This window comes from Pseudomonas sp. NBRC 100443 (assembly GCF_030268185.1).
Taxonomy (GTDB): Bacteria; Pseudomonadota; Gammaproteobacteria; order Pseudomonadales; family Pseudomonadaceae; genus Pseudomonas; species Pseudomonas citronellolis.
In genome coordinates, this window is the sequence record NZ_BSQE01000019.1 from 90,537 (window position 1) to 116,377 (window position 25,841).

The 25,841-nt window shown below is 68.6% G+C and carries 21 protein-coding genes, 1 tRNA gene and 1 pseudogene; 11 read left to right on the plus strand and 12 right to left on the minus strand.

The features are described from left to right. The first annotated feature begins 2 nt into the window (after nucleotides 1-2). Nucleotides 3-3,725, plus strand: coding sequence for a transporter substrate-binding domain-containing protein (locus tag QSJ95_RS23130; RefSeq protein WP_064582493.1), 3,723 nt, complete (start codon nucleotides 3-5; stop codon nucleotides 3,723-3,725). Nucleotides 3,726-4,223: 498 nt separating this feature from the next. Here QSJ95_RS23130 and QSJ95_RS23135 read toward each other — a convergent pair whose 3' ends face one another. The 5 genes from QSJ95_RS23135 to QSJ95_RS23155 all read right to left on the minus strand — a co-directional run bounded on the left by QSJ95_RS23135 (nucleotide 4,224) and on the right by QSJ95_RS23155 (nucleotide 7,919). After that, nucleotides 4,224-5,555: a deoxyguanosinetriphosphate triphosphohydrolase gene (locus tag QSJ95_RS23135; RefSeq protein ID WP_061561084.1), complete on the minus strand. Its 1,332-nt coding sequence runs from the start codon at nucleotides 5,553-5,555 to the stop codon at nucleotides 4,224-4,226. Nucleotides 5,556-5,621: 66 nt separating this feature from the next. Then, nucleotides 5,622-6,785 carry an EAL domain-containing protein gene (locus QSJ95_RS23140; protein WP_024128783.1) on the minus strand — a complete coding sequence of 388 codons (1,164 nt, stop codon included), beginning with the start codon at nucleotides 6,783-6,785 and terminating at the stop codon, nucleotides 5,622-5,624. An 82-nt stretch (nucleotides 6,786-6,867) separates the two neighbouring features. Further along, on the minus strand, nucleotides 6,868-7,218 hold the full coding sequence (locus tag QSJ95_RS23145; RefSeq protein ID WP_043319073.1) for a hypothetical protein: 351 nt from the start codon (nucleotides 7,216-7,218) through the stop codon (nucleotides 6,868-6,870). After that, complete coding sequence (locus tag QSJ95_RS23150) at nucleotides 7,215-7,598, minus strand: phage holin family protein (RefSeq protein ID WP_009621313.1); 384 nt, start codon at nucleotides 7,596-7,598, stop codon at nucleotides 7,215-7,217. Before QSJ95_RS23150 ends, QSJ95_RS23145 begins: the two co-directional genes overlap by 4 nt. Nucleotides 7,599-7,601: 3 nt before the next feature. Then, nucleotides 7,602-7,919: an ElaB/YgaM/YqjD family protein gene (locus QSJ95_RS23155; RefSeq protein WP_009621315.1), complete on the minus strand. Its 318-nt coding sequence runs from the start codon at nucleotides 7,917-7,919 to the stop codon at nucleotides 7,602-7,604. A gap of 428 nt (nucleotides 7,920-8,347) precedes the next feature. Between QSJ95_RS23155 and QSJ95_RS23160 the strand changes: the two genes are divergently transcribed. Beyond that, nucleotides 8,348-9,556, plus strand: a complete 1,209-nt coding sequence (locus QSJ95_RS23160) for an ammonium transporter (RefSeq protein WP_285645551.1) — start codon at nucleotides 8,348-8,350, stop codon at nucleotides 9,554-9,556. Between the two features lie 930 nt (nucleotides 9,557-10,486). Here QSJ95_RS23160 and QSJ95_RS23165 read toward each other — a convergent pair. The 3 genes from QSJ95_RS23165 to QSJ95_RS23175 all read right to left on the minus strand — a co-directional run bounded on the left by QSJ95_RS23165 (nucleotide 10,487) and on the right by QSJ95_RS23175 (nucleotide 13,453). Continuing rightward, nucleotides 10,487-11,770: an OprD family porin gene (locus tag QSJ95_RS23165; RefSeq protein ID WP_064582496.1), complete on the minus strand. Its 1,284-nt coding sequence runs from the start codon at nucleotides 11,768-11,770 to the stop codon at nucleotides 10,487-10,489. A 197-nt stretch (nucleotides 11,771-11,967) separates the two neighbouring features. Beyond that, the gene (locus QSJ95_RS23170) at nucleotides 11,968-12,834 is read right to left on the minus strand and encodes an MBL fold metallo-hydrolase (RefSeq protein ID WP_502945311.1); all 867 of its coding nucleotides are present in this window, start codon (nucleotides 12,832-12,834) and stop codon (nucleotides 11,968-11,970) included. 22 nt (nucleotides 12,835-12,856) lie between these two features. Beyond that, nucleotides 12,857-13,453, minus strand: a complete 597-nt coding sequence (locus QSJ95_RS23175) for a glutathione S-transferase family protein (RefSeq protein ID WP_043319065.1) — start codon at nucleotides 13,451-13,453, stop codon at nucleotides 12,857-12,859. Between the two features lie 154 nt (nucleotides 13,454-13,607). On the opposite strand from QSJ95_RS23175, the gene QSJ95_RS23180 reads away from it, so the two are divergent. The 3 genes from QSJ95_RS23180 (at nucleotide 13,608) to QSJ95_RS23190 (ending at nucleotide 15,384) form a co-directional block, all read left to right on the plus strand. Continuing rightward, nucleotides 13,608-14,174, plus strand: coding sequence for a TetR/AcrR family transcriptional regulator (locus QSJ95_RS23180; RefSeq protein ID WP_009621321.1), 567 nt, complete (start codon nucleotides 13,608-13,610; stop codon nucleotides 14,172-14,174). Between the two features lie 14 nt (nucleotides 14,175-14,188). Further along, nucleotides 14,189-14,428: a glutaredoxin family protein gene (locus QSJ95_RS23185; protein WP_009621323.1), complete on the plus strand. Its 240-nt coding sequence runs from the start codon at nucleotides 14,189-14,191 to the stop codon at nucleotides 14,426-14,428. Nucleotides 14,429-14,508: 80 nt separating this feature from the next. Further along, nucleotides 14,509-15,384: an NAD(P)-dependent oxidoreductase gene (locus QSJ95_RS23190; protein WP_285645554.1), complete on the plus strand. Its 876-nt coding sequence runs from the start codon at nucleotides 14,509-14,511 to the stop codon at nucleotides 15,382-15,384. 205 nt (nucleotides 15,385-15,589) lie between these two features. Here the strand turns inward: QSJ95_RS23190 and QSJ95_RS23195 are convergent. The 3 genes from QSJ95_RS23195 to mobA all read right to left on the minus strand — a co-directional run bounded on the left by QSJ95_RS23195 (nucleotide 15,590) and on the right by mobA (nucleotide 16,723). Further along, nucleotides 15,590-15,666 (minus strand) — tRNA-Pro (locus QSJ95_RS23195). A gap of 146 nt (nucleotides 15,667-15,812) precedes the next feature. After that, nucleotides 15,813-16,034 (minus strand): YgdI/YgdR family lipoprotein, encoded by a 222-nt coding sequence (locus tag QSJ95_RS23200; protein ID WP_009621327.1) that lies wholly within the window; start codon nucleotides 16,032-16,034, stop codon nucleotides 15,813-15,815. Between the two features lie 101 nt (nucleotides 16,035-16,135). After that, nucleotides 16,136-16,723 carry a molybdenum cofactor guanylyltransferase MobA gene (mobA, locus tag QSJ95_RS23205; RefSeq protein WP_285645557.1) on the minus strand — a complete coding sequence of 196 codons (588 nt, stop codon included), beginning with the start codon at nucleotides 16,721-16,723 and terminating at the stop codon, nucleotides 16,136-16,138. A 69-nt stretch (nucleotides 16,724-16,792) separates the two neighbouring features. Between mobA and moaB the strand changes: the two genes are divergently transcribed. Beyond that, nucleotides 16,793-17,332, plus strand: coding sequence for a molybdenum cofactor biosynthesis protein B (gene moaB, locus QSJ95_RS23210; protein WP_285645559.1), 540 nt, complete (start codon nucleotides 16,793-16,795; stop codon nucleotides 17,330-17,332). Next, nucleotides 17,329-18,543, plus strand: coding sequence for a molybdopterin molybdotransferase MoeA (locus QSJ95_RS23215; RefSeq protein WP_285645561.1), 1,215 nt, complete (start codon nucleotides 17,329-17,331; stop codon nucleotides 18,541-18,543). Before moaB ends, QSJ95_RS23215 begins: the two co-directional genes overlap by 4 nt. 356 nt (nucleotides 18,544-18,899) lie before the next feature. Here QSJ95_RS23215 and gliR read toward each other — a convergent pair. After that, nucleotides 18,900-19,927, minus strand: a pseudogene (gliR, locus tag QSJ95_RS23220) (AraC family transcriptional regulator GliR). 124 nt (nucleotides 19,928-20,051) lie between these two features. Between gliR and QSJ95_RS23225 the strand changes: the two are divergent. From QSJ95_RS23225 to yegS, 4 genes are all read left to right on the plus strand, one after another. Next, entirely contained in the window at nucleotides 20,052-21,647 is a 1,596-nt protein-coding gene (locus QSJ95_RS23225) for an FAD-binding oxidoreductase (protein ID WP_285645562.1), read from the plus strand. A 4-nt stretch (nucleotides 21,648-21,651) separates the two neighbouring features. Then, nucleotides 21,652-23,229, plus strand: a complete 1,578-nt coding sequence (locus QSJ95_RS23230; RefSeq protein WP_285645565.1) for a glycerol-3-phosphate dehydrogenase/oxidase — start codon at nucleotides 21,652-21,654, stop codon at nucleotides 23,227-23,229. A gap of 97 nt (nucleotides 23,230-23,326) precedes the next feature. Then, complete coding sequence (locus QSJ95_RS23235) at nucleotides 23,327-24,886, plus strand: FGGY-family carbohydrate kinase (RefSeq protein WP_285645566.1); 1,560 nt, start codon at nucleotides 23,327-23,329, stop codon at nucleotides 24,884-24,886. A 59-nt stretch (nucleotides 24,887-24,945) separates the two neighbouring features. After that, nucleotides 24,946-25,839 carry a lipid kinase YegS gene (gene yegS / locus QSJ95_RS23240; RefSeq protein WP_285645567.1) on the plus strand — a complete coding sequence of 298 codons (894 nt, stop codon included), beginning with the start codon at nucleotides 24,946-24,948 and terminating at the stop codon, nucleotides 25,837-25,839. Nucleotides 25,840-25,841: the final 2 nt, after the last annotated feature.

Sequence of the window (25,841 nt, forward strand, 5' to 3'; positions counted from 1 at the left end):
CCATGGGCTCGAAGTGCAGGGCGCTGCTGGGTGCCGTTCTCGGTGCGATGCTGGCGATGGGGGCCTGGGCCGCAGAGGTCCAGGCCCCCGCGCCCTGGACGCAACTCGCCTTGCTGGCCCGTACCGCGGCGCTTCCCGAGAGGCCGCGGGTCGAGCTGCCTGAGTCGGACTGGCAGTGGCTGCGCGAGAAGCGCACGCTGGTGGTGGGGGTGGCCGCGCCGGATTATGCGCCACTGATCGTCACCGTCAGCGGCAGCGAGCTGGAGGGAGTCACCGCCGACTACCTCGGGCTGGTCAGCGAAGCGCTCAACGTCCGCATCGAGATGCGCCGCTACCCGTCCCGGCGCCAGACCATCCAGGCGCTGCAGGATGGCGAGATCGACCTGATCGGCCGCGCCACCGGCTTCGAGGCCGAGATCCCGGACCTGCTGCTGTCGCGCCCGTATTCCCTGAACCAGCCGGTGATCGTCGGGCAGCAGGACATGCGCCTGGAAGGCGACCTGCAACTGGCCGGCCGGCGGCTCGCCGTGGTGGGCGACTACTTCTCGCCGAAGGAGCTGGCCGACCATTTCCCCGATGCCGAGGTGGTGCATTTCGACTCGCTGCGCCGCGCCCTGGAATCCGTCGCCCTCGGGCAGGTGGACGCCTACGTCGGCGACGCCCTGAGCGCGCAGTACCTGATCAGCCAGGGCTACCTGGTCAACCTCAAGCTGCTGAACTTCGCCAACTTCAACGGCGTCGGCTTTTCCTTCGCCGCGCGCAAGGACGGCAGCCCGCTGCTCTACAGCGTCAACGAAGTGCTGCAGAACATCAGCGCCCAGCAACACCTGTCCATCCAGCGGCGCTGGAGCGTGGGCGGCGTGTTCTCCATCTCCAACCACCGGCTGAACCTCACGCCCCAGGAGCTTCGCTGGCTGGAGCACAACCGGCGGCCGCGCCTGGGCATCGACCAGTCGCTGGCCCCGCTGACCTTCTTCGACTCCCAGGGCAATTTCCGCGGCATAGTCGCGGACCTGCTGGATCTGATTCGCACCCGTACCGGCCTGCAGTTCGAGGTGGTGCCGACCTCGTCGATCTCCGGCATGTTCACCCAGGTTCGCCGGGGCCAGGTCGATGCCCTGGCCACCATGTCGCCCACCGTCGAGCGCGAGGCGCACGTAGACTTCACCCGACCTTACCTGAGTACCTCCTTCGTGCTGCTCACGCACAAGGACAACACCCGGCTGAACAACCTCGCGGACCTCAACGGCAAGCGCGTGGCGGTGGCCCATGGCAGCTCGCTGGTGTCCTACGTGCGCGAGCAGTTCCCGCGGGTGAAGCTGGTCGAGGTGGACAACTACAGCGATGCCCTGCCGTTGCTGCAGGAGGGGAAGGCGGACGCCGCGCTGCAGCCGATGCTCACCGCCACCTTCCTGGTCAATCGCTACTACCGCGACCTGCGCATCGCCGCGACCCTGGACCTGGAGCCGGCGCAGATATCCCTGGGCGTCTCGCGGGCCGACCCGGAGCTGCTGAGCATCCTCAACAAGGCCCTGCTGGCGATCTCGCCGGAAGACATGGCCAGTATCATCAGCCGCTGGTCCACCAGCGGCGCGTCGCCGGACAGCGTCTGGGAAGGCTACCGCTCGCAGTTCTTCTGGCTGCTGTGGGGCGGGCTGGCGCTGCTCGGGCTGATCCTGCTGTGGAACTGGTACCTGCTCCTGCGGATGCGCGCGCGCCGCCGCGCCGAGCTGGAGCTGCAGGACCGCCTGGCGTTCAAGCGCGCACTGATCGACGGCATTCCCCAGCCGGTCTCGGTGCGCGACGCCGATGGGCGCCTGATCACCTGCAACAGGGCGTTCCGCGAGGCCACCGGGCTGCCGGAGGACCTGGCGGTGGGCTCGCAGCTGACGGACTGCACCTGGCTCTCGGCGGAACAGGCCGAGGGCCTGCACCGGGAATACCTCCAGGTGATGGCCAGCGGGGAGCCGGTCGCCGTCGACCGCATGTTGGAGATCAACGGCGAGACGCGCCAGGTGCACCATTGGCTCACGCCCTACCACAGCGCGTCCGGCAAGCTCCGCGGCGTGGTTTCCGGCTGGGTTGACGTCACCGAGCGCGAGCGCCTGCTCCAGCAACTGGAGATCGCCAAGGAGCAGGCCGAGGAAGCCAGCCGGGCGAAGAGCACCTTCCTGGCGACCATGAGCCACGAGATCCGCACGCCGATGAATGCGGTGATCGGCATGCTCGAACTGGCGTTGACGCGCAATCGCTGCGGCGGTTGTGGCGAACAGGGGCCGATCGAGGTGGCCTACGAGTCGGCCAAGTCGCTGCTGCTGTTGATCGGCGACATCCTCGACGTCGCCAAGATCGAGTCCGGCCGCCTGACGCTGCTGCCCGAACGGGCGCGCCTGCGTGAACTGATCGAATCGGTGGCCCGTGTCTTCGACGGCCTGGCCCGGCAGAAGGGCCTGCTGCTGAAACTGGAGATCGAAACCGAGGCCGCCTGCGACGTACTCATCGACCCGCTGCGCTTCAAGCAGATTCTCTCCAACCTGGTGAGCAACGCCATCAAGTTCACCGATGCGGGCAGCGTCTGGGTGCGGGTGTCGGGCGAGCCGCTGCCGAACGAGCGGCTGGCGCTGGAGGTGTGTGTCGAGGACAGCGGCATCGGCATCGCCGAGGAAGACCAGAAGCAGCTCTTCGAACCCTTCAGCCAGGTGCAGCGCGAGGGGCGCACCAACCATGGCGGCACGGGGCTGGGGCTGACCATCTGCCGCAAGCTGGCGGAAATGATGGGGGGCTCGGTGCGCCTGGAGAGCGTAGCCGGCATGGGCACCAAGGTGCACGTCAGGTTGGTGCTGCAGGTGCTGGAGCCCCTGGCGCCGGAAGACGATTCGATCATCCTGCGCAGTGCGGTGGTGCAGAGGACGCTGCGCGTACTGGTGGTGGACGATCACCCGGTCAACCGCCTGCTGCTGGCGCAGCAGCTGGAACACCTCGGGCACACCGTGGCCATGGCTACGGACGGCGGCGAGGCGCTGCAGATGTGGCGGCCCGGCGAATTCGACCTGGTCATCACCGACTGCAACATGCCGGTGCTCAGCGGCTACAGCCTGGCCCGGCGAATCCGCGAGATCGAGCGGGAGAGCGGCGCGGCGCGTTCCCCCATCCTCGGTTTCACGGCCAATGCCCAGCCCGACGAAATCGTTCGTTGCAAGGAGGCCGGCATGGACGACTGCCTGTTCAAGCCAATCAGCATCGAGCAACTGCGTGAGCAGCTGGAGCAACTTCAGCGCGGCGAGATCATGCCGCCGGAGCCGGTTCCTGAAAAACACCCGCAGGAGGAGGGCGACCTGGACATCGGCGCCCTGCTGGAGATGACCGGCGGCAACGCCCAGCTGACGCGCAACCTGATGGCCGAGCTGGTGTCGAGCAACGAGGCGGACGCCGAACAGCTCGAACCCTTGCTGCACGCCCAGGACAGGCGGCGCCTGGCCGAGCTGGCCCACCGCATCAAGGGCGCGGCGCGGCTGGTAGGTGCCATGGCCCTGCATGATCGTTGCGCGGAGCTGGAGAAGGTCTGCACCGAGCGCGCCGAGTTCTCGACCTTGCGCAGTGCCGTGGAGCAACTGCGCAGGGCGCTGGATGCGCTGCAGGCCAGCCTGCATGGCCACCTGAAGCGACTGGACGAGGAAGGCCAGATCCGCCCGGCGCAGTCGGCCACCGAGGACGATCCGGCCTAGCGCCGTAAGGATGCCGTTTCTCCGTCTGGGAGAAACGGCATTTTTCATTTGGGCTCATGGCGTGGTTCGGGAGCCCAGCCGAATCGCGGACAGAGTTCGCTCCTACCCCCGGTAAACACCACACCCCGTGCCACCACCGCATGGGTTTCGCAGGCTCAACCCATCCTACGGGGCTGCCTTGCCGGCCACGCCGTGGGGCTCTTCGTAGGAGCGGACCCTGTCCGCGATAGCCGGATATATCGGCGCGATTCGCGGATGAGAGCCGCTCCTACGCCGCCCACCCGCACCATTCCCATGTAGGAGCGCGCCCTGCGCGCGAAATCGCGGGCAGGGCCCGCTCCTACAGTTCCAGGAAGGCACGGACGTAGGACTCCGTCCGCGATTGGGCTCACCGGCCACGCCGGAAATCCCGGCGGCACGGATGGCGGTGGAGGTCATGCGCCCTACGCTCCTGCCTTCGCCAACTCAAAGCATCGCTTAAATGAACGGCATTGGGCCTCACACCGGGCTGGAGCGCCCGGTCATCTCCCGCGCCATTTCGGTGGCGTAGCTGTCGGTCATCCCGGCGATGAAGTCGATGACGCGCAGGAAGGCCTTGTGCAGCGGCCAGTCGGGATCCGGTGCGTTGTGCCCGAGCAGGTCGAGGATGCGCTGGTTCTTGAACGACGGGCTGCGCCCGCCATGCTGTTCCAGGGCCGCGCCGCAGAAGGAATTGAGGAGGATTTCCAGGGTGGTGTAGGCGCCGATCTCGTGCAGCGTCTTGCGCTTGTCCTGGAAGATTTTCTGCCGCGCCAGGGCCTTGGCCTGCTGCACGCAGCGCTTGGCCGGGCCGCTCATGTGCTCGACCAGGTCGCCGCCCAGGCGTCCGTCCAGCAGGGCCTGCTTCTGCTCGACGAAGGCTCGTGCGGCGGCATTGCTCAGGTGCTCGATGGCCTTGCCGCGGAGGATCGCCAGGCGCCGCCGGCGGGAATCGCTGGGGCCGAGCTGGCGGTAGGTCTCGGGGATGTCGTCGCCGACCAGGTCGAGCAGCAGGGCTTCCACCTCGGGGTAGTCGAGCAATTCCATTTCCAGGCCGTCTTCCAGGTCGATCAGGCCGTAGCAGATGTCGTCCGCCGCCTCCATCAGGTAGACCAGCGGGTGGCGCGCCCAGCGCTCGTCGTCGAGCTTGGGCATGCCCAGCTTCTCGGTGATCTGTTCCAGCAGCGGCAGCTCGCTCTGGTAGCAGCCGAACTTGTGCTTCTTGTAGCCGAGGGAGTCGGCGTGGCGCGCGGTCCAGGGGTACTTCAGGTAGCTGCCCAGGGTGGCGTAGGTCAGGCGCATGCCGCCGTCGAACTGGTGGTACTCCAGCTGGGTGAGCACCCGGAAGCCCTGGGCGTTGCCCTCGAAATTGAGGAAGTCGGCGCGCTCGTCGGCGTCCATGGCGTCCAGCCAGCCGCGCGCGGCGGCCTGCTGGAACCAGTGGCGGATGGCGTCCTCGCCGGAATGGCCGAAGGGCGGGTTGCCGATGTCGTGGGCCAGGCAGGCCGACTGCACGATCACCCCGAGGTCGCTCGGGTCGCACCATTCCGGCAGTTCGCCGCGCAGCATCTCGCCGACGCGCATGCCCAGCGAACGGCCGACGCAGCCGACCTCCAGGGAGTGGGTCAGGCGCGTGTGGATGTGGTCGTTGCTCGACACCGGGTGGACCTGGGTCTTGCGCCCCAGGCGGCGGAAGGCGCCGGAGAAGATGATGCGGTCGTGGTCCTTGTGGAAAGCGCTGCGGCCGAGTTCCGCGCTGCTGTGCACGGGTTTGCCGAGGCGCTCGCGGGGGAGCAGGGTATGCCAGTCCATTCGCTCGTCCGATTGCTCGTGGTGCAGCCAACGCTACCCCTTGCCCGCGGCAATCTCAATCGCGGCCTACAGGCCTTCTGCGTCGATGTCGATCAGCAGCAGGCGGCGGCCCTGGTCGATGAACTGCCCGGCGGTCATGCAGTACTGGTTGGAGGTGGCGTCGCGGTAGGTGTTGGACAGCGTCAATCGGCGTTCTTCCCAGCCCTCGGCGAGCAGTTGGTAGAAGTAGGGGCGCCAGGACCAGTTGTGCCCGACGTAGCGCCGGTCCTCCTTCCAGAACAGGCCGTTCCATTCCAGGTTGGGCGAGATCTGCGTGCCGTGGCGGTCGCACTGGTAGACGCGCAGCAGGCGCGGGAAGCCGTCGGGCGTGGGCAGGCTGGCCAGGCGCGCGCCGCCCTCGGCCCAGGGGCGCAGGTTGGCGACCAGCTCGGCCAGTTGCTGGCGCAGTTGCACCAGCCGGGCGCGTTCGCTCAGCTTGCGCTGCACGTAGCGGTCGCGCCACTGGCCGAAGGCGTCCAGATAGGCGTCGCTGGCGGGGAAGTCCAGCGCCGGGCGGGCGAACAGGTAGCCCTGGACGAAGCGCGCGCCGCATTCCAGGGCGAAGTCCAGTTCCGCCTCGGTCTCCACGCCTTCGGCGATGATCCAGCAGCCGGTCTTCTCGGCCATCTGCGCCAGCGCCTTGACCACCTCGCCGCTGGGGCCGCCGCGGGCGGCCTGCTGGAACAGGCGCATGTCCAGCTTGAGGATGTCCGGCTGCAGCGCCAGCACGCGGTCGAGCTGGGAGTAGCCGGCGCCGAAATCGTCGATGGCGATGCGCGCGCCGGCGTCGCGGTAGCGCGCCACCACCTCGGGCAGGCGCTGGTTGCCGCCGCCCAGCTCGGTGATCTCGAAGACCACCCGGTGCGGGTCGACGCCGTGCTGTTGCAGTTGCTTGAGGCTGGGCAGCGGCTGGTTGGGGCGCAGCCGGCTGATCCAGCGCGGCGAGATGTTCAGGCTGAGGAACCAGTCCGCCGGCGCTTCCGGCAGGCGCGCCAGGGCGTCGTCGCGGATCTGCCGGTCGAGGCGGCGCAAGGTGGCCGGGGGAATCTTCGGATCGACGAACAGCGGGCCCACCGAGAGCAACTGGCCGTCGGCCTGGCGCATGCGGCCGAGGGCTTCGACCCCGGCGATGAGGCCGGTGGCGGTATCGATGAAGGGCTGGAAGCAGGCGATCGGTTGCCCGTCGATCAAGGGACACATCCTTAGTGGGAGGAAAAGGAAGGCGTTGCCGCCGGCCCGGGATTGCCTCCTAGCAAGAATGCAGCCAGGGCGCTCAGCCGCCCTGGTCCGCAGTCGGTTTCGCCGGTTTGCCCGCCGTCTGCCGCAGCTTGAGCAGCAGGGGCGCCAGCACCACGGCCAGGCGCAGCAGACGCACCAGGCCGCGTTTGCGACGCAGCATCAGGGCGGCCGCGGCTGCTGCGCCGCCGGCGGCCCACAGGGAGGCGCCGCCGCTAAACTGCTGGCGCACGCCCTGGCCCAGGTCGCGGGCCTGGCGCAGCGGCTGCAGGAGCTTCTCGCTTTCCTGGCGCAGTTGCTGGCGCTGGACTTCCAGGCGCAGGCGCAGCACCGCCTTGCGCAGTTCCCGCCGCGAGGGGCGGGGGGAGAGTTGCGGCAGTTCACTCATGGCAGCAGTTGCTCCCGGTCGCGGGCCAGTTCTTCCAGGGTGGCGCTGAACGGCGAGCTGTCGTCGTCCACCAACTGGTACAGGCGCCAGGCGCACAGCCCGCCGCCCAGTGCATAGAAGGCGCACAGGCCGAGCACCGCGGCCAGCCGGTCGCTGTCCCAGAACAGCACCAGCACCAGCAGCGACAGGCCCAGTATCAGCAGCAGGGCGAACAGCAACGCCAGCCCGGCGAACAGCAGCAGCGCCAGGGTACGGCTCTTCTGTTCCTGCAGTTCCAGGCCGAAGAGTTCGACATGGCCATGCAGCAGGCCCAGCAGTGCGGCGCCGAAGCGCCGCACGGAAGGGCCATGGTGTTGCGGGGCGTCCGTGGCGTCGCTCATCGGTCAGCGCCGTCCGACCAGCAGGCCGAGCAGGAAGCCGACGCCGGCAGCCACGCCCACGGCCTGCCAGGGATGTTCGCCGACGTAGTCCTCGGTGGCGTCCACCGCGGCGCGGCCCTGGTCGCGCACGGCGCTCTGCGCCGCATCGATGCGTTCGCGGGCCCGGCCAAGGCCGGAGCGCAGTTGCTCGCGCAGGGCGTCGGCTTCCTCGCCGGCCAGTTCCGCGGAGGTCTGCAGGAGTTTCTCGGTATCGGCCACCAGGGCCTGGAATTCGGCCAGCAGTTCGTCCTTGGTGGTATTCGCGGTGCTCTTGCGGGGCATTGTGAGGCTCCTTGTGTTTGCGAGGGGTTCACTGGTTTCTGAGCCCCGTGGCGTTGGGAAGTTTCCCATAAATCGCCGGCGAAGCGGCGATGCAGAGCAGGGCCCAGGCCCGTTCATTGAAGACCAGTCCGCGCCGCTTCGCCCGTTTCACGCATGGTATGCCGCTTGCAACGCCATGGTGCGTCATCCGGTGCGAGTGCCCCAGAGAGGGGCGTTCAGGGACGTCCGAAGACCGCCGGAAAATCCATTAACCATATGAAAGACAAAAGAAAAATCAAAAAAACAGAGGTGCCCCCGCGCATCCTCGTGTGCTGTGTGGAGCAGTGGGGTGGACCTTATCGGTGCGTCTGCGCTTCATGCTGGTGCGGCACGCCGGGGCGATGAGCTGTTTTGGTGCTTTTTCGGTCTGAGCCGGGGCTGCCTGATTCATGGAAAACCTCAACAGTGCCGTGGAAACCCTGATCCACGGTTCCAACACCCTGTTCATCCTGCTGGGCGCCGTGATGGTGCTGGCCATGCATGCCGGCTTCGCCTTCCTCGAGGTCGGCACGGTGCGCCTGAAGAACCAGGTCAACGCGCTGTCGAAGATTCTTTCGGACTTCGCCGTGTCCAGCCTGGCGTATTTCTTCATTGGCTACTGGATCGCCTACGGCGTGGATTTCCTCAAGCCGGCCAGTGAGCTGAGCGCGGAGAACGGCTACGCGCTGGTCAAGTTCTTCTTCCTGCTGACCTTCGCCGCCGCCATCCCCGCGATCATTTCCGGGGGCATCGCCGAGCGCGCCAGATTCGCCCCGCAGCTGTGCGCCACGGCGCTGATCGTGGCCTTCGTCTACCCCTTCTTCGAGGGCATGGCGTGGAACGGCAACCATGGCCTGCAGGCCTGGCTGGCGCTGAAGTTCGGCGCGCCTTTCCATGACTTCGCCGGCTCCGTCGTGGTGCACGCCTTCGGCGGCTGGCTGGCGCTGGCCGCGGTGCTGCTGCTGGGCCCGCGCAACGGCCGCTACCGCGAGGGCCGGCTGGTGGCCTTCGCGCCGTCGAACATCCCGTTCCTGGCCCTGGGCGCCTGGATCCTGGTGGTCGGCTGGTTCGGCTTCAACGTGATGAGCGCGCAGACCCTGGACCACGCCAGCGGCCTGGTGGCGGTGAACTCGTTGCTGGCCATGGTCGGCGGCACCATCGCCTCGCTGCTGGTGGGGCGCAACGACCCCGGCTTCCTGCACAACGGCCCGCTGGCCGGGCTGGTGGCGGTATGCGCCGGTTCCGACCTGATGCACCCAGTGGGCGCCCTGGCCACCGGCCTTGTAGCCGGCGCGCTGTTCGTCTGGGTGTTCACCGCGGCGCAGACGCGCTGGAGGCTCGACGACGTGCTCGGCGTGTGGCCGCTGCACGGCCTGTGCGGCGCCTGGGGCGGTATTGCCTGTGGCATCTTCGGTCAGCAGGCGCTGGGCGGTTTGGGAGGGGTGAGCCTGGTCAGCCAGGTGTTGGGCACTCTGCTGGGCGTGGTCATCGCCTTCGCCGGCGGGCTGCTGGTCTACGGCGGGATCAAGGCGGTGGTGGGCATTCGCCTGAGCCAGGAGGAGGAGTACTACGGCGCGGACCTGTCGATCCACAAGATCGGGGCGATCAGTCAAGACTGAGCGCTGTCCGTGCCACGGGGGCGTCCGGCGTGGCCGGTGAATGCGCTCCTGCGACCGTGCTCAACCCATCCTACGAAAAACGCCTTGGTGCAGGTGTTGGGGTTCAAGAGTGCCCTCTCCCCAACCCTCTCCCGCAAGCGGGAGAGGGGGGCAGTCCGTGCCGAGAAAAGAATTGGCTCCAGCCGGGCATCACCGAGGCTGCCGGCTAACGCCATAACATCAAGCCCTGCCCAACGGTTCCCTCTCCCTTCAGGGCGGGGCGCGCAGCCGAGGGTTAGGGAGAGGGGCGGAGTTGAACCCGTGCGCGGATGTCACCGGCCAGTTCGCGAGCAAGCTCGCTCCTACGAAGAGCAAAAGCAAAAGCGCGTTTGCTCTTGGACTTCCAGAGAAACGTCCGAGCGCACCGAAACGCCCCTTCAGAAGGCCGAGCGAAACCGGCGCTCAGGAGGTCATGCGACATGGATGTCGCGAGAGCCCCGATGGGCTACAGGGACGTACCCTCGGGGCGGGCCTCCGTGGCGGGGGAATTCGCGAGGGTAGCCCGGCTCCATCGGGCCCGTATGGCGGGGCAAGCCTTTTTGGTTCCTTTTTGCGGGGGTGGCCTTCCACCGACTGACAAAAGGGACTCGCCCGAGGGGGCGAAACAAGACGGTCGGGCAGACTCGGAGCGGCGCGCTACACCAAGCCCCCACGCCACTGGGTTATTCCCCTTCGGGCCAGCGCAAGCGCTGTTCGCGATGGAGCCGCGTCCCGCGTTCGCGGGAATGGCGGGGATGAGTTGGGCGCCACAGAGCAAACTCGTATAGCCCACATGAAAATGCCGTTTCCCCCAGGGAGAGAAACGGCATTTTCATGAGTGGCCAAGATTACCGCCAAGGCCACTGGCACCAGGCCGGAAGGCCACTACGCATGGCCCCCGCCGGCAGTCCGCTACCAGAGCGGCATGGTGTAGCTGAGGATCAGACGGTTCTCGTCCGCGGCATTGCCGGCAGCAGAGTTCCGGCTGAAGTTGCTGCGGGTGGTCGCGTTACGCCATTTCACGCCAAAGCCCTTCAGCGCACCGTCCTGGAACACGTAGGCGATGTCGGTATCGCGTTCCCATTCCTTGCCTTCACCGCTGGTGGTCAGCAGGTCGATGTTGTCACCCTTGACGTAGCGGGTCATGAAGGTCAGGCCGGGGATGCCGATGCCGGCGAAGTTGTAGTCGTAGCGGGCCTGCCAGGACTTCTCGTCCTTGTTGGCGAAGTCGTTGATCTGTACGAAGTTCACCAGGTAGGGATCGGTGCCGTTGATGTAGGCGAAGCCGGTGTCGCCGCTCATCTTCTGGTAGCCGAGGCCGAAGGCGTGGTAGCCCAGGCTGTAGGTGAACATGGCGTTGAGCGCCTTGTTGTCGACGTTGCTGGTGCCGTCGTCGTTGGACTTGGCCCAGCGCAGGTCGGTCTTCAGCGACTGGCCCTCGGTGATCGGCAGGACGTAGGTCGCGGTCAGGAAGTGCTGCTTGTAGAAGTCCTCCAACTGGCCGTAGTGGTAACCGGTGCTGAAGTTCTTGGTCCAGGCGTAGGTGCCGCCGGCGAAGTCGAATTCGTTGGTGGTGGTGCCGGTGCGGACGTTGATGTTCTTCTTGCCGCCGCCGGTGATGGTCATCTCCTGGTAGTCGGAGGAGTCACGCAGGTTGGTCTGGTTCAGGCGGCCGGCGTCGAAGGTCAGGCCGTCGAGCTGGGTGGAGTTGAAGGCGCCGCCCAGGAACACCTGCGGCAGCAGGCGGCTGTCGTTGGGCATGATGACCGGCAGTTTCGGGATCAGGGTGCCGACCTTCAGGGTGTTCTTCTCGTAGCGCAGCTTGGCGGTCATGCCCAGCTTGCTGTAGTCGTCGGCGGCATCGCCGCTGGCGGTCTTGGGCAGCAGGCCGGTGCCGGTGCGGTCCGCGCTGGAATCCAGCTTCAGGCCGAGCATGCCGATGGCGTCTACCCCCACGCCAATGGTGCCCTCGGTATAGCCGGACTCGTAACGCAGGATGAAGCCCTGCGCCCACTCTTCGGCCTTGCTCTGCTGGGCCGGAGTGGAGGTGCGGAAATCGCGGTTGAAGTAGAAGTTGCGCAGTTCGACGCTGGCCTTGCTGTCCGAGATGAAGTCGGCGTGAGCCAGGGCGGGGATGATGCAGGTGGAACCCAGCGTGGCCATGGCCACGGCGCGGGCGATCGGAGTCTTGCTCATTGTTATTGTCTCCTCGAGCGCTTTGAGCAGTTCGGTGATGCCTGGACTACGCCGGCATGTCGATCTGTTACAGCCTGCCTACTAAATCATTACAGGCTTTTTCCGACTCTTAGACCTTAGTCGCTGTTCTCCGAGTTATCCCGCTGATTTGCCTGGAATTGGCCTACCCCCTGCGCTCTGCACCAAAGGAGGGCCTTTCATTGCACCCAGTGCGGGTAGTAGCCGAGGCGGTCCTGTACCTGCGCGTCGTGGGCCGGGACCACGATGATTTCCGGGTGTGCCAGGAGCATTTCGTGGACCTTCGCCAGTTGCGCCAGGGTCTGCCCGCGGTCGCGGTCCACCAGGCGGCTGCTGACCCAGAACTTCTGCCGCGGGCCGGTGAAGCCTTCCAGGCGCCAACTGGTATCGCCGCTGAAGAAGAACCGGCGGCCATCCTCCAGCGTGAGGAACAGGCCGACCGAGCCGGGCGTGTGGCCGGGCATCGGCACCAGCACCAGGCTGCCGTCGCCGAACAGGTCCAGGCTCTCGTCGAAGGCCAGGAAGGGCGTGGGCGAGAACGCGTAGGGCCGCCAGGGCGTCGCCGCGCTGAACTGGCTGGGGAACACCGCCGGCGGCGTGGCGATGTGGGCATAGTCGATCTCCGCATAGGGCGCCCATACCGGCACCTCGGGGAAGTCCACCAGTGCCGAGGCATGGTCCCAGTGGGCATGGGACAGGTAGATGCGGTCGATGTGGATGCCGCTGCCGGCCAGTTGCTCGCGCACCGGATGCACCTCGCCGAAGCGGAACAGCGGCTTGTCCCACCAGGGCATGTCCCGGGCGAACTGCGCCTGCGCCTGGCTGCCCAGGCCGGTGTCGAACAGCAGCGTGGCCGCGTGGTGCTGGATGAGCAGCGCGGTGTGGTTGACGCGCACCTTTCGCGTCCAGTCGCCGTCGGCGAGGGTCAGGGCGTCGAGGGTGGTGAGCCCGGAGGTGCGCACCAGGGCGAAGCGCAGTCCGTCGGCGTGGCCGGGCAGGCTGGCCAACCCCAGCAGCAGGGCGAGGAAGCATCTGGCGAGGCGCATGTTCGGCATCCTTTTCGACGGCTCAGAGCGTGGGCAGGGGGAGGTAGCCGGGGAGGGCGCGGATGCGTTCCTGCCAGGCCTGCACGTGGGGGTAGGCGGTGGTGTCCAGGCCGCCTTCGGGGGCCAGGGCGACGTAGGGGTAGACCGCGATGTCGGCGATGCTCGGCCCGGCCGTACGGGCCAGCCAGGGTTGCCGCGACAGTTCTCCGTCGAGCAGTTCCAGGGCCTGGCGCGCCTTGGCCTGGGCTGCGCCGAGGTCGCCGGGGCGCTTGAACAGCTGGATGACCCGCGCCTGGGCCGGCCCGTGCTGGATCTCGTTGGCGGCGAAGCTCAGCCAGTGGGCGATGCGCCCCTGGGGCTCGGCGTCCAGCGGGTACCAGGACGGCTCGGCGTAGCGGCGCGCCAGGTAGACCAGGATGGCCTGGGAGTCGCCCAGGCCGAAATCGCCGTCCTCCAGGGCCGGCACCTGGCCGCGCGGGTTGATGGCGAGGAAGGCGGGGCGCTTGTGCACGCCGCTGCGCAGGTCGACGTTGACCAGTTCGGCGCTCTGGCCGATCAGGCTGAGGAACAGGCGGACCTTGTAGGCATTTCCGGAGAGCGGGATGTCGTGCAGTTTCATGGCGGTGTTCCTGCTGGGTGTCGTTGTCGGGAACGGCTTCGGCAAATATTAGACAGACAAGTCTGTATAGTTCAAGCTCGAAATACGGCCATCCCGTGCCCGCCGGTTCAAGAGCGCCGACGCCTCGCGCATAATGACCGCCCAGGAGGTGCCCATGACGTCCAGCAAGGCTTCCAGCAAGCGCGAGCAGTTGCTCAATACCGCCCTCGAGCTGTTCTACCGCGAGGGCTACCACGCCACGGGCATCGACCGCATCCTGGCCGAGTCCGGGGTGGCCAAGATGACCCTGTACAAGCACTTCAAGTCCAAGGACGAGCTGATCATGGCCGCCCTGGAGGAACGCCATGCGCGCACCTTGCGGCGTTTCGGCGATGCGCCGCGGCGGGCGCCGCGCGAGGCCATCCTGGCGGTCTTCGACAACCTGCACGGCTACCTGCACGAGGACGGCTTCAGCGGTTGCGCCTTCATCCACGCGGCCGCCGAGTTCCATGACCGCGGCCACCCGATCCACCGCCAGGCCGCCGAGCACAAGGGCTTCGTCGAAGCGTTCTTCCGTCGCCAACTGGAGGACCTCGGCGTGCACGAACCGGGCAAGCTGGCGCGGCAGCTGCAATATTTGCTGGAAGGGGTGCTGGTCATGGCGCACATGCACGGTCCGGCCGACCAGGCCCTGGAAGCGCGCGAGGTGGCGGAAACCTTGCTGCGCCAGGCCGGCCATTGACGGGGGAGGAGACGATGGGCCCTGAATGCCAACTGTTCGGAACCCTGGGCTGCCACCTGTGCGAGGTGGCTGAGGCGGTGCTGATGCCTTTCGTCGAGCACGGCCTGCTGGTGGAACTGGTCGACATCGCCGACCGCGAGGACTGGGTCGAGCGCTACGGCCTCAGCATCCCGGTGCTGCGTCGTTGCGACACGGGGGCGGAGCTGAACTGGCCGTTCGACGCCGAACAGGTAGCTGCTTTCTTGCGCTGCTGATTTTTCCTCCGACGTTTCTGCGCCTGGCGCTGCCCTGTGTCAGTCTTGCGCTGTCGTACCCTTTCGTTGGAGACAGCACTATGAAAATCGGATTCCTCGGCCTTGGCGGCATGGGCGCCGGCATGGCCGCGAACCTCATCCGCGGCGGCCACCAGGTGCACCTGTGGAACCGCTCGCCGGCGGCGCTGGAGCCATTGCTGGCCTTGGGCGGCCTGGCGGCGGCCGACCCGGTCGCGGCCTTCGATGCCGACGTGGTGATTTCCATGCTCGCCGACGACACCGCGACCCGTGCGGTGCTCCTCGACAGCGGCGCCCTGGACTCGGCGCGGCCGGGGCTGATCCACCTGAGCATGGCCACGCTGTCGGTGGCCCTGGTGGGCGAGCTGGCCGAGCGCCATCGCCAGCGCGACGTCGCCTTCATCGCCGCGCCGGTGTTCGGCCGCACCGACGTGGCCGCGGCCGGCAAGCTCAACATCCTCGCCGCCGGGCCCGCCGAGGCCATCGCCGAAGTGCAGCCGCTGCTCGACCTGATGGGGCAGAAGACCTGGCCGCTGGGCGACGACCCGCTGAGCGCGGCGGCGGTGAAGATCGCCGGCAACTTCATGATCGCCAGCGCCATCGAGGCCATGGGCGAGGCCTCGGCTCTGGCCAAGGGCTTCGGGGTGGAGCCGGCGCAGTTGCTGGAGATCATGGGCAGCACCCTGTTCAACGCGCCGGTGTACCGCAACTATGGCGCGCTGATCGCCGAGCAGCGCTATGAGCCGGCGGCGTTCCGCCTGGTGCTCGGCCTGAAGGACGTGGGCCTGGCCCTGGCGGCGGGGCAGAGCCGCCACGTGCCGCTGCCGTTCGCCAGCGTGCTGCGCGACAACCTGCTGGAAGCGGTGGCCCAGGGCGACGGCGAACGGGATTGGGCGGCGCTGGCGCAGGTGGCGATGCGCCGTTCGGGGCAGGCCTGAAGCCAGACACGTGTAGGAGCGGACTCCGTCCGCGATGGCATGAACGCCGGCCTTGCCGGTGGAATCGCGGATAAATCCGCTCCTACGCTCTCCCGGACAGCATGTAGGAGCGCGCCCAGTGCGTGATTCGCGGGTGGGGAAATGCCTGCCGGGAAAAATCGCAGGCAATAAAAAACCCGCCGGTTAAGGCGGGTTTTTCGGGATTTGGTCGGAGCGACTGGATTCGAACCAGCGACCTTCTCGTCCCGAACGAGACGCGCTACCAAGCTGCGCTACGCTCCGTTTGATGGCGCGCATTCTACCGAAAAACTTTTGATGCACAAGGGGTTAGCGAAAATTTTTTCAGAAATATTTTCCGCCCCCCGAAAAAGCCGACGCCCCGCGGGACTCTGAGTCCGGCGGGGCGCCCGGGTGCTGGCGGTCGGGGATCAGAGATCCTTGACGGTACGCACCTGGTCCTTGTTCACGCGTACGCGTTTGCCGTCCAGTTGTTCGAATTCATAGAAACCGGTGTCGTCGTCGTACTTGGGCGTGTCGACGGACTGGATCTCGCGGCCGTCGTTCAGGGTGATGACGCTGGGGCTGGAGCAGCCAGCGAGTGCGCCAAGGCCCAGGACGAGCAGGAAAGCTGGGAGCGCGCGATTGATCATTCGTATATCTCCTGTACGAATCGAAGTTTGTTCGGAGTTTCCGACTGGGAGGGTAGTGGCAAAGTTCCCGGGAAATTCTCGGAAGACAGTGTATCGGCTGCCTAGCCCGGGCCGTTCAGCAGTTCGGGGGAGTTCAGGTTGGCCAGGCGGGGATCCCCCTTGGCGCAGGCCACCGGACGCGCGCCCAGGGGCAGCAGGACCTGGCGCGGGCTGCGCTCGCCGCGCCGCCAGGCGGCTTCCAGCTGCGGCGCCAGGGCCTTGGGCAGGATGCAGAACAGCGGTTCCCAGTGGTCGCCGTCGTGCAGCATGTGCGGCGCCTGTGGCTGCGCCGCGGCGGCCTGGCGCAGGCGTTCGATGAGGTCTTCGTCGAACAGCGGGGCGTCGCAGGGCAGCACCAGTAGCCAGGGGTGGCGGGCGGCCTGGAGGCCGGCGCGGATGCCGGCGAGCGGGCCGGGGTAGTCCGGGGTGTCGTCGTGCACCAGCTGGTCGGCGTAGGCCCGGTAGATGTCGGCGTTGCGGTTGCAGGAGATGATCAGGTCGTCGCTCAGCGGGCGCACGCGTTCGTGCAGGTAGCTGATCAAGGGCCGCCCGCGCCATTCCAGCAGGCCCTTGTCGCGCCCGCCCATGCGCTGGCCGCGCCCCCCGGCGAGCAACAGGACGGAACAGGGCGGCAGGGTGGCGTCAGGCATGGCGAGGTCTCCGGAACGGGCCTGTGATATAACACCGGCATCCCCGTCTCTCAAGCAAGGACACCGTCCATGAGCCATTTGGCCACGCCCGCATTCGTGCCGCTGAACATCGCCGTGCTCACCGTCAGCGACACCCGCACGCTGGAGACCGACACCTCCGGCCAGCTGTTCGTCGACCGCCTGACCGCCGCCGGGCACAACCTGGCCGCGCGGGTGCTGCTGAAGGACGATCTCTATCGCATCCGCGCCCAGGTCGCCGCCTGGATCGCCGAGGAACAGGTGCAGGTGGTGCTGGTCACCGGCGGCACCGGCTTCACCGGCCGCGACAGCACTCCGGAGGCGGTCATCTGCCTGCTGGACAAGCTGGTGGACGGCTTCGGCGAGCTGTTCCGGCAGATCTCGGTGGCCGACATCGGCACTTCCACCGTGCAGTCCCGCGCCCTGGCCGGGCTGGCCAACGGCACCCTGGTGTGCTGCCTGCCGGGCTCCACCAATGCCTGCCGCACCGCCTGGGACGGCATCCTCGCCGAGCAGCTGGACGCCCGTCACCGCCCGTGCAACTTCGTGCCGCACCTGAAGCAGGCCGCGCCCTGCGAGAGCCGCGGATGAGCGGCCCCGGCAAGCCCGGCCTGCTGCCGGTCGAGGAGGCCCTGGCGCGGCTGATGGCGCTGGCGGCCCAGGCGCCGATCGAGGAAGTCGAACAGGTTCCCCTGGCCGAGGCCGAGGGCCGCGTGCTGGCCGCGCCGCTGCAGGCCGGCTTCGACCTGCCGCCCTGGGACAACAGCGCCATGGACGGCTACGCGCTGCGCCTGGCCGACTGGCAGGGCGAGCCGCTGGTTGTGAGCCAGAAGATTTTCGCCGGCGTCGCCCCCGCGCCGCTGCAACCCGGCACCTGCGCGCGCATTTTCACCGGCGCGCCGGTGCCCCATGGCGCGGATTGCGTGGAGATGCAGGAAAACGTCGAGGTGCTGGCGGACGGCCGCGTGCGCTTCCTCGAAGCGCTGCGCTTCGGCCAGCACATCCGCCCGCAGGGCCAGGAGACCCGCCAGGGCGACCAGGTGCTGCCGGCCGGCACGCGCCTGGGCGCCATCGAGCTTGGCCTGGCCGCTTCGCTCGGCCAGGCCATGCTGAACGTGCGGCGCAAGCCGCGGGTGGCGCTGCTGTCCACCGGCGACGAGCTGGTGGAGCCGGGCCAGCCGCTGCGCACCGGGCAGATCTACAACAGCAACCGCGCCTTGCTGAAGGCCTGGCTGCTGCGCTCCGGTTGCGAGGTGCGGGATGCCGGCATCCTCCCCGACGACCTGGCGAAGACCCGCGAAGTGCTTGGCTCGCTGGGCGGCGCCGACCTGATCCTGACCACCGGCGGCGTCTCCGTGGGCGAGGCCGATTTCCTCGGCGCGGCCCTGCGCGAGGCCGGCGAGCTGGCGCTGTGGAAGCTGGCGATCAAGCCGGGCAAGCCGCTGACCCTGGGCCACTACCAGGGGACGCCGGTGATCGGTCTGCCGGGCAACCCGGCCTCCACCCTGGTCACCTTCGCCCTGCTGGCGCGCCCCTACCTGCTGCGCCGCCTGGGCGTGGACGCGGTGACGCCGCTGCGCTTCGAGGTGCCCGCCGGCTTCGCCTGGAAGCACGCCGGCAACCGCCGCGAATACCTGCGCGCGCGCCTGGAGAACGGCCGCGCGCTGATCTACCCGAACCAGAGCTCCGGCGTGCTGCGCAGCGCCGCCTGGGCCGACGGCCTGGTGGAAGTGCGCGAAGGGCGGACGCTGGAAGAGGGCGAGACGGTGCCCTTCATTCCCCTGAGCGAAGTGCTGTTGTAGGTGCAACTGTCTTGCCGGCTGCGCCGTGCTCGCCGGTAATGTAGGAGCGGACCTTGTCCGCGATAGCCGGAACCCCCGGCGCGATTCGCGGATAAGATCCGCTCCTACGCCGCCCCACCCGCACCATTCCATGTAGGAGCGCGCCCTGCGCGCGAATCGCGGGCAGGGCCCGCTCCTACACCTCCGGTAAACACAAGGCCCCGTAGGATGGGTTGAGCGAAGCGATACCCATCACCGCCACCGCATGGGTTTCGCAAGCTCGACCCATCCTACGAAGAGCACCCCGGCGCGGCCGGCAAGACAGTTGCTCCTACAGGGGACATGCCGTGCCTCCCGGCATTTGCCCGCGAATCTACTCACCCCGCCGCCGGCCGATGGCGCTGGCGGTATTCCCCCGGCGTCTCCCCGGTCCAGCCCTGAAGCTGCGGTGGAAGGAGCGCGATTCGGTGAAACCCAGGTACTGGGCGATGTCCTGGATCTGCAGGTCGCTGTGCAGCAGGTAGTGCTCGGCCAGTTCCTGGCGCAGGGTGTCGAGGATCTGCTGGTAGCTGGTGCCGGCCTGCTGCAGGTGGCGCTGCAGGGTGCGCACGGTCATGTCGAAGCGCTCGGCGACGCGCTCCTTGCGCGGCAGGCCGTCCTTCATCAGCAGGCGCAGGGCGTTCTTCACCCGTAGCGGCAGCGGTTCGTCGTCGTCCAGTTCGGCCATCATGGCCAGGGCGTGTTCTTCCAGGGTGCGCAGGAGGTTGGCGTCGGCCTGGCGCAGCGGGAAGGCCAGCAGGGGCAGCGGCACCAGCAGGGCGCTGCAGGGCTTTTCGAAGCGCACCGGGCAGCCGAACAGCCGCTCGTACTCGGCCAGCTCGGTGCCGGCCGGCTGTGCGTGCTCGAACCAGACTTCCTCGGGCGAACCTTCGAAATCGGCGATCCAGCGCGCATAGAGCAGCCACGAGGCCAGCACGTTCTCCACCATGTGGCGGCGGATGTCGGCGGCCTGGTGGCGGCAGTTCCAGACCAGGCGCACATGGCCGTCGCCCGGCTCGACGCGACTCACGCCCATGTCCCCCACCAGCTTCTCGTAGGGAATGATGCGGTTCATCGCCTCGCCCAGGGTGGCGCAGTTCATGGTGATGTAGCCGAGCACGCTCCACGAGCCCGGCTGCACGAAGCGCGCGGCGTGCAGGCCGAACAGCGGATCATTGGCGTGTTCGCAGAAATACCCCAGCAGGCGTTCGTGGGCTTCGCTGGGCAGGCGCTGGCTGTTGTCGGCCAGCTGTGCGCGGGTGAGGTCGGCGGCCCGCAGGGCGGCGTCGACGTCCAGGCCGAGGTGCTCGGCCTGGCGCAGGTACTTGAGCAGGGCGGGTACGGAGGTATAGCCGAGGGCGTGCATGGTGCGCTCTTGTTCTGGTGGCTCTATTGGCGACTGGCGCTGGCCCGATCCGACAGTGACAGGCCCGAGCGGCCGACTAGTATAGGCAGCCATTGCGAGCGACCGGAACAGGAGCACGGCAGGCATGCGACGCTGGAATGGCTGGGGTGAGGAAAGCACTTCGATGGAACTGCCCGGCTCGGGCCGGACCTTTCTCGCCGAGCAGATCGGCCCTGGCCTCGCGCTGCCCGATGCCAGCCTCGACGCCGTGCTGGCCAAGGTGCCGGCCTCGCGCCTGGCCGAGCACCCGCTGCTGCTGCGCGAGCCCATGGACCGCCTGCTGCACGCCCGCGGCCAGAGCCTGCCGGACTGGCTGGCCATGCGCGAGGGCGAGTTCGGCCGCTTCCCCGACGGCGTGGCCTACCCGCAGAGCGCCGAGCAGATCCGCGAACTGCTGCGCTATGCCGAACGCACCGATTGCCTGCTGATCCCCTACGGCGGCGGCACCTCGGTGGCCGGGCACATCAACCCGCCGGCCTCCGACAAGCCGGTGTTGACCGTTTCCCTGGCGCACATGAACCGCCTGCTGGAGCTGGACGAGGAAAGCCTGGTGGCCACCTTCGGCCCCGGCGCCAACGGCCCGCAGGTGGAAAGCCAATTGCGCGCCCGCGGCTACACCCTCGGCCACTTCCCGCAGTCCTGGGAACTGTCGACCCTCGGCGGCTGGGTGGCCAGCCGTTCCAGCGGCCAGCAGTCGCTGCGCTACGGGCGCATCGAGCAGCTGTTCGCCGGCGGCACCCTGGAGACCTTCGCCGGGCCACTGGAAATCCCCACCTTCCCGGCATCCTCCGCCGGTCCCGACCTGCGCGAGCTGGTGCTGGGCTCGGAGGGCCGCTTCGGCGTCATATCCTCGGTCAAGGTGCGCGTCTCGCGGCTGGCCGAGCAGGAGCGCTTCTACGTGGTCTTCCTGCCGTCCTGGGAACAGGGCCTGGCGGCCATCCGCAGCCTGGCCCAGGCGCGGGTGCAGCTGTCCATGCTGCGCCTGTCCAACGCGGTGGAAACCCGCACCCAGCTGACCCTGGCCGGCCATCCCGGGCAGATCGCCTGGTTGGAGCGCTACCTGAAGTGGCGCGGGGCGGGCGAGGGCAAGTGCATGCTGACCTTCGGCGTCACCGGCAGCCGCGCGCAGAACGCCGCTTCGCTGAAGCTCGCGCGGCGTCAGCTGAAGGGCTTCGGCGGGGTGTTCACCGGCACCCTGCTGGGGCGCAAGTGGGAAGCCAGCCGCTTCCGCTCGCCCTACCTGCGCGAGACGCTCTGGCAGGCCGGCTACGTGGTGGACACCCTGGAGACCGCCACCGACTGGAGCAACGTCGACAACCTGATGCAGCGCATCGAGGCCAGCCTGCGCGACGGCCTGGCGGCGGAAGGCGAGCGGGTGCACGTGTTCAGCCACCTGTCCCACGTCTATGGCGAAGGCTCCAGCATCTACACCACCTACGTGTTCCGCCCGGCGTCCAGCTATGCCGCCACCCATGAGCGCTGGCGCCGACTCAAGCAGGCCGCCAGCCGGACGATCGTCGAGAACCGCGGCACCATCAGCCACCAGCACGGCGTGGGCCGCGACCACGCGCCGTACCTGGCGCTGGAGAAGGGCGAACTGGGCATGGCCACCCTGCGCGCCCTGGCCGGCCATTTCGACCCCGCGGGCCGGCTCAACCCCGGCACCCTGCTGCAGGACTGACGCCATGTGGAACGCCGCCTGGCGTCGGCAGGCGCTGGCCGAACTGGCCGGGCGCGACTGGGACCTGATCGTGGTCGGCGGCGGCATCACCGGCGCCGGCATCCTCCGTGAGGCGGCCCGGCGAGGATGGCGCTGCCTGCTGCTGGAGCAGCGCGACTTCGCCTGGGGCACCTCCAGCCGTTCCTCGAAGATGGTCCACGGCGGCCTGCGCTACATCGCCAAGGGCCAGTTCGGCCTGACCCGCGACTCGGTGCGCGAGCGCCAGCGCCTGCTCGGCGAGGCGGCGGGGCTGGTGGAGCCGTTGAGCTTCATCATGCCGCACTACCGCGGCGGCTTCCCCGGGCCGAAGGTGTTCGGCGGCCTGCTGGCCGTGTACGACGCCCTGGCCGGCAAGCGCAACCACCTCTATTACCCGTTGCAGCAACTGCGCTACCTGGCGCCGGGGCTGAAGGAGGACGGCCTGCTGGGCGGCACGCGCTTCGCCGATGCGGTGGTGGACGACGCCCGCCTGGTCATGCGCGTGCTGGACGAGGCCCGCGCCGACGGCGGCGAGGCGCTCAACGGCCTGCGCGTGCTGGAACTGAGCCGGGAAGGCGGCCGGGTGACCGGCCTGCTGGCCGAGGACCGGGAAAGCGGCGAGCGCTTCGCCTTGCGCGCCGGCGTGGTGGCCCTGGCCACCGGCGCCTGGGCCGACGGCCTGCGCCGCAGGGAAGGCGACGAGCACATCCGCCCCCTGCGCGGCAGCCACCTGTTGCTGCCAGCCTGGCGCCTGCCGGTGGCCCACGCCTTCAGCTTCATGCACGCGGCGGACCGGCGCCCGGTGTTCGTCTTCCCCTGGGAAGGCGCCAGCGTGGTCGGCACCACCGACCTGGACCATGGCGACGGCCTGGACAGCGATGCCCGCATCAGCGACGAAGAGGTCGACTATCTGTTGGCCGCCTGCGCGCAGCAGTTCCCCGCCGCACGCATCGGCCGGGCCGACATCCGTTCGACCTGGGCCGGGGTGCGCCCGGTGGTCAGCAGCGGCGCGGCGCGGAAGAAACCCTCGGACGAAAAGCGCGAGCACGCCCTGTGGCAGGAGCCCGGCTGCGTGACCCTGGCCGGCGGCAAGCTGACCACCTTCCGTCTCCTGGCCCTGGAGGTGCTGCAGGCCTGCGCGCCCATGCTCGGCAAGACGCTGGAGGATAGCGGCTCAGCAATTTTTGCCGCAGTGCCCGAGGTCGACCTGCCCGGCCTGGGCCCGCAGCAGCGGCGGCGCCTGGCCGGCCGCCACGGCCGCAACCTGCCGCAACTGGCCAGGTTGCTGGCGGAAGTCGGCAGCGGGCGAGTGGGCGACAGCGACTGCCTGTGGGCCGAACTGGCCTGGGCCGCCGAAGGCGAGCTGGTGCTGCACCTGGACGACCTACTGCTGCGCCGCACGCGCCTGGGCCTGCTGCTGGCGAACGGCGGCGCCGGCGAACTGCCGGCCATCAGCGCGCTGTGCCAGGCGCGACTGGGCTGGGACGATGGGCGCTGGCATGAAGAAGAGCGCACCTACCTGGAGCTCTGGCGGCGCTGCTATAGCTTGCCGGGTGAAGCGTGATGGGTATCGCAGGCTCAACCCATCCTACGTGGAGCCCGTGCCATCGGCTCGACGAGACCCATCACCGGCAAGGCCCCCTGACGAGAAGGATCGCACCTTGAGCGAACAGAGCTACCTGCTGGCCATCGACAACGGCACCCAGAGCGTGCGCGCGCTGCTCTTCGACCTCGCCGGCAACCTGGTGGGCAAGGGCAAGGTCGAGCTGGAGGCCTACTATTCCAGCCAGCCCGGCTGGGCCGAGCAGGACCCGGAGTACTACTGGGCCAAGCTCGGCGAGGCCTGCCAGCTGCTCTGGGCGCAGAGCGGCATCGACCGCAGCCTGATCCGCGGCGTGTCGCTGACCACCCAGCGCGGCACCGTGATCCACGTCGACGGGCAGGGCAAACCGCTGCGCCCGGCGATCCTCTGGCTGGACCAGCGCCGCGCCGAGGTCGAGGGCCGTATCAAGGGGCTCTGGGGCTGGCTGTTCAAGCTGGCCGGCGCCGAAGGCGCGGTGGATTACTTCCGCAGCCAGGCCGAGGTCAACTGGGTCGCTCAGCAGCAGCCGGAGTTGCACGCGGCCACGCACAAGGTGCTGCTGTTGTCCGGCTTCCTCACCCATCGCCTGTGCGGGCGCTTCGTCGACTCCCTGGCGTGCAGCGTGGCCTACCTGCCGTTCGACTACAAACGCCTGAAGTGGGCCGCCCCGCGGGACTGGAAATGGCAGGCGGTGAAGGCGCGCCAGGAGCAGTTGCCCGAGCTGTTCAAGCCCGGCGCCAGGCTCGGCACGATCAGCGCCGAGGCTAGCCGCCACACCGGCATCCCCGAGGGCCTGCCGCTGATCGCCGCCGGCGCCGACAAGGCCTGCGAGGTGCTCGGCGCCGGGGCCATCGAACCCAGCGTGGCCTGCCTGTCCTACGGCACCACCGCGACCATCAACACCACCCGCGCGCGCTACCTGGAGACCATCCCGCTGATCCCGCCGTACCCGGCGGCGATTCCCGATCACTTCAACACCGAAGTCATGATCTACCGCGGCTTCTGGATGGTCAGCTGGTTCAAGCGCGAGTTCGGCCTGCGCGAGATGCAGCGCGCCGCCGAGCTGGGTGTGGAGCCGGAGAAACTGTTCGACGAACTGGTCGAGCAGGTGCCGCCCGGCTCCATGGGCCTGATGCTGCAGCCCTACTGGACGCCGGGCATCCGCGAACCCGGCCTGGAAGCCAAGGGTGCGATCATCGGTTTCGGTGACGTGCATACCCGCGCGCACATCTACCGCGCCATCCTCGAAGGCCTGGCCTATGCGCTGCGCCAGGGCAAGGAGCGCATCGAGAAGCGCTCCGGCACCCGCATCGAGCGCCTGCGCGTGGCCGGCGGCGGCTCGCAGAGCGATGCGGCCATGCAGCTGACCGCCGACATCTTCGGCCTGCCGGCGGAGCGCCCGCACGTCTACGAGGCCTCCGGCCTGGGCGCGGCCATCGACTGCGCGGTGGGGCTGGGGCTGTTCCCGGACTTCGCCGCCGCCATCGCCGCCATGACCCGCGTCGGCCAGGTGTTCCAGCCGCGCCCGCAGGCGCAGCACACCTACGAGCGGCTGTACCGCGAGGTCTACCAGCGCATGTACCGGCAACTGAAGCCGCTGTACCGGAGCATTCGCGAGATCACCGGCTACCCGGCCTGAACTTCGCGCCCCGGTTCGATGGTCCATAGTGAATGGACTTCAAGGAGGGGAGAGGGACCATGGCGAAACCCGAAGCGATGCTCATCCTGCACGGCAAGCAGGCGGCCAACGATGAGGTGCGCGCGGCGGTGCTGGCGCGCCGCGAGGCCGGCTGGCGGCTGGACGTGCGCGTCACCTGGGAGGAGGGCGATGCCGAGCGCCTGGTCGGCGAAGCCCTGGCGGCCGGCTACCCGACGCTGGTCGCCGGCGGCGGCGACGGCACCGCGCGGGCCGTGGCCGAGGCGCTGTACCGCACCGATGCCGAGGCCAGCCTGGCGCTGCTGCCGCTGGGCACGGCCAACGACTTCGCCCGCGCCGCCGGCATCCCGCTGGAGCCGGCCGCGGCGCTGGGCCTGCTGGAGGAGGCGGCGCGGCCCATCGACCTGGGCGAAGTGGAGGGACGCATCTTCCTCAACATGGCCACCGGCGGCTTCGGTTCCACGGTCACGGCCAACACCTCCGAAGACCTGAAGAAGGCCCTGGGCGGCGCGGCCTACCTGCTGACCGGGATCAGCCGCTTCTCCGAGGTGCACTCGGCCGAAGGCCACTTCCGCGGCCCGGGCTTCGACTGGCAGGGCGAATTCCTCGCCCTGGGCATCGGCAACGGCCGCCAGGCCGGCGGCGGGCACCCGCTGTGCGCCCAGGCGCTGGCCGACGACGGCCTGCTCGACGTCAGCATCCTGCCGGCGCCGGGCGACATGCTGTCCGCCCTGGGCAGCCTGCTCGGCAGCGGTGGCGGGCTGCAGGAGCTGTTCGTCCGCGCGCGCCTGCCGTGGCTCGAACTGGAGGCGGGCGAGGGCCTGGCGATCAACCTCGATGGCGAGCCTCTGGAGGCGCGAAGGGCGCGCTTCGAGGTGCGCCCGGCAGCGCTGCGCCTGCACCTGCCGGCGAATTCGCCGCTGCTCGGCGGCTGATC

Coding starts and splice junctions, on each gene's coding strand:
- QSJ95_RS23130 (WP_064582493.1), top strand. CDS start 3: ATGGGCTCGAAGTGCAGGGCGCTGCTGGGTGCCGTTCTCGGTGCGATG.
- QSJ95_RS23135 (WP_061561084.1), bottom strand. CDS start 5,555: ATGGACTGGCATACCCTGCTCCCCCGCGAGCGCCTCGGCAAACCCGTG.
- QSJ95_RS23145 (WP_043319073.1), bottom strand. CDS start 7,218: ATGAGTGAACTGCCGCAACTCTCCCCCCGCCCCTCGCGGCGGGAACTG.
- QSJ95_RS23150 (WP_009621313.1), bottom strand. CDS start 7,598: ATGAGCGACGCCACGGACGCCCCGCAACACCATGGCCCTTCCGTGCGG.
- QSJ95_RS23155 (WP_009621315.1), bottom strand. CDS start 7,919: ATGCCCCGCAAGAGCACCGCGAATACCACCAAGGACGAACTGCTGGCC.
- QSJ95_RS23160 (WP_285645551.1), top strand. CDS start 8,348: ATGGAAAACCTCAACAGTGCCGTGGAAACCCTGATCCACGGTTCCAAC.
- QSJ95_RS23165 (WP_064582496.1), bottom strand. CDS start 11,770: ATGAGCAAGACTCCGATCGCCCGCGCCGTGGCCATGGCCACGCTGGGT.
- QSJ95_RS23170 (WP_502945311.1), bottom strand. CDS start 12,834: ATGCGCCTCGCCAGATGCTTCCTCGCCCTGCTGCTGGGGTTGGCCAGC.
- QSJ95_RS23175 (WP_043319065.1), bottom strand. CDS start 13,453: ATGAAACTGCACGACATCCCGCTCTCCGGAAATGCCTACAAGGTCCGC.
- QSJ95_RS23180 (WP_009621321.1), top strand. CDS start 13,608: ATGACGTCCAGCAAGGCTTCCAGCAAGCGCGAGCAGTTGCTCAATACC.
- QSJ95_RS23185 (WP_009621323.1), top strand. CDS start 14,189: ATGGGCCCTGAATGCCAACTGTTCGGAACCCTGGGCTGCCACCTGTGC.
- QSJ95_RS23190 (WP_285645554.1), top strand. CDS start 14,509: ATGAAAATCGGATTCCTCGGCCTTGGCGGCATGGGCGCCGGCATGGCC.
- QSJ95_RS23200 (WP_009621327.1), bottom strand. CDS start 16,034: ATGATCAATCGCGCGCTCCCAGCTTTCCTGCTCGTCCTGGGCCTTGGC.
- mobA (WP_285645557.1), bottom strand. CDS start 16,723: ATGCCTGACGCCACCCTGCCGCCCTGTTCCGTCCTGTTGCTCGCCGGG.
- moaB (WP_285645559.1), top strand. CDS start 16,793: ATGAGCCATTTGGCCACGCCCGCATTCGTGCCGCTGAACATCGCCGTG.
- QSJ95_RS23215 (WP_285645561.1), top strand. CDS start 17,329: ATGAGCGGCCCCGGCAAGCCCGGCCTGCTGCCGGTCGAGGAGGCCCTG.
- QSJ95_RS23225 (WP_285645562.1), top strand. CDS start 20,052: ATGCGACGCTGGAATGGCTGGGGTGAGGAAAGCACTTCGATGGAACTG.
- QSJ95_RS23230 (WP_285645565.1), top strand. CDS start 21,652: ATGTGGAACGCCGCCTGGCGTCGGCAGGCGCTGGCCGAACTGGCCGGG.
- yegS (WP_285645567.1), top strand. CDS start 24,946: ATGGCGAAACCCGAAGCGATGCTCATCCTGCACGGCAAGCAGGCGGCC.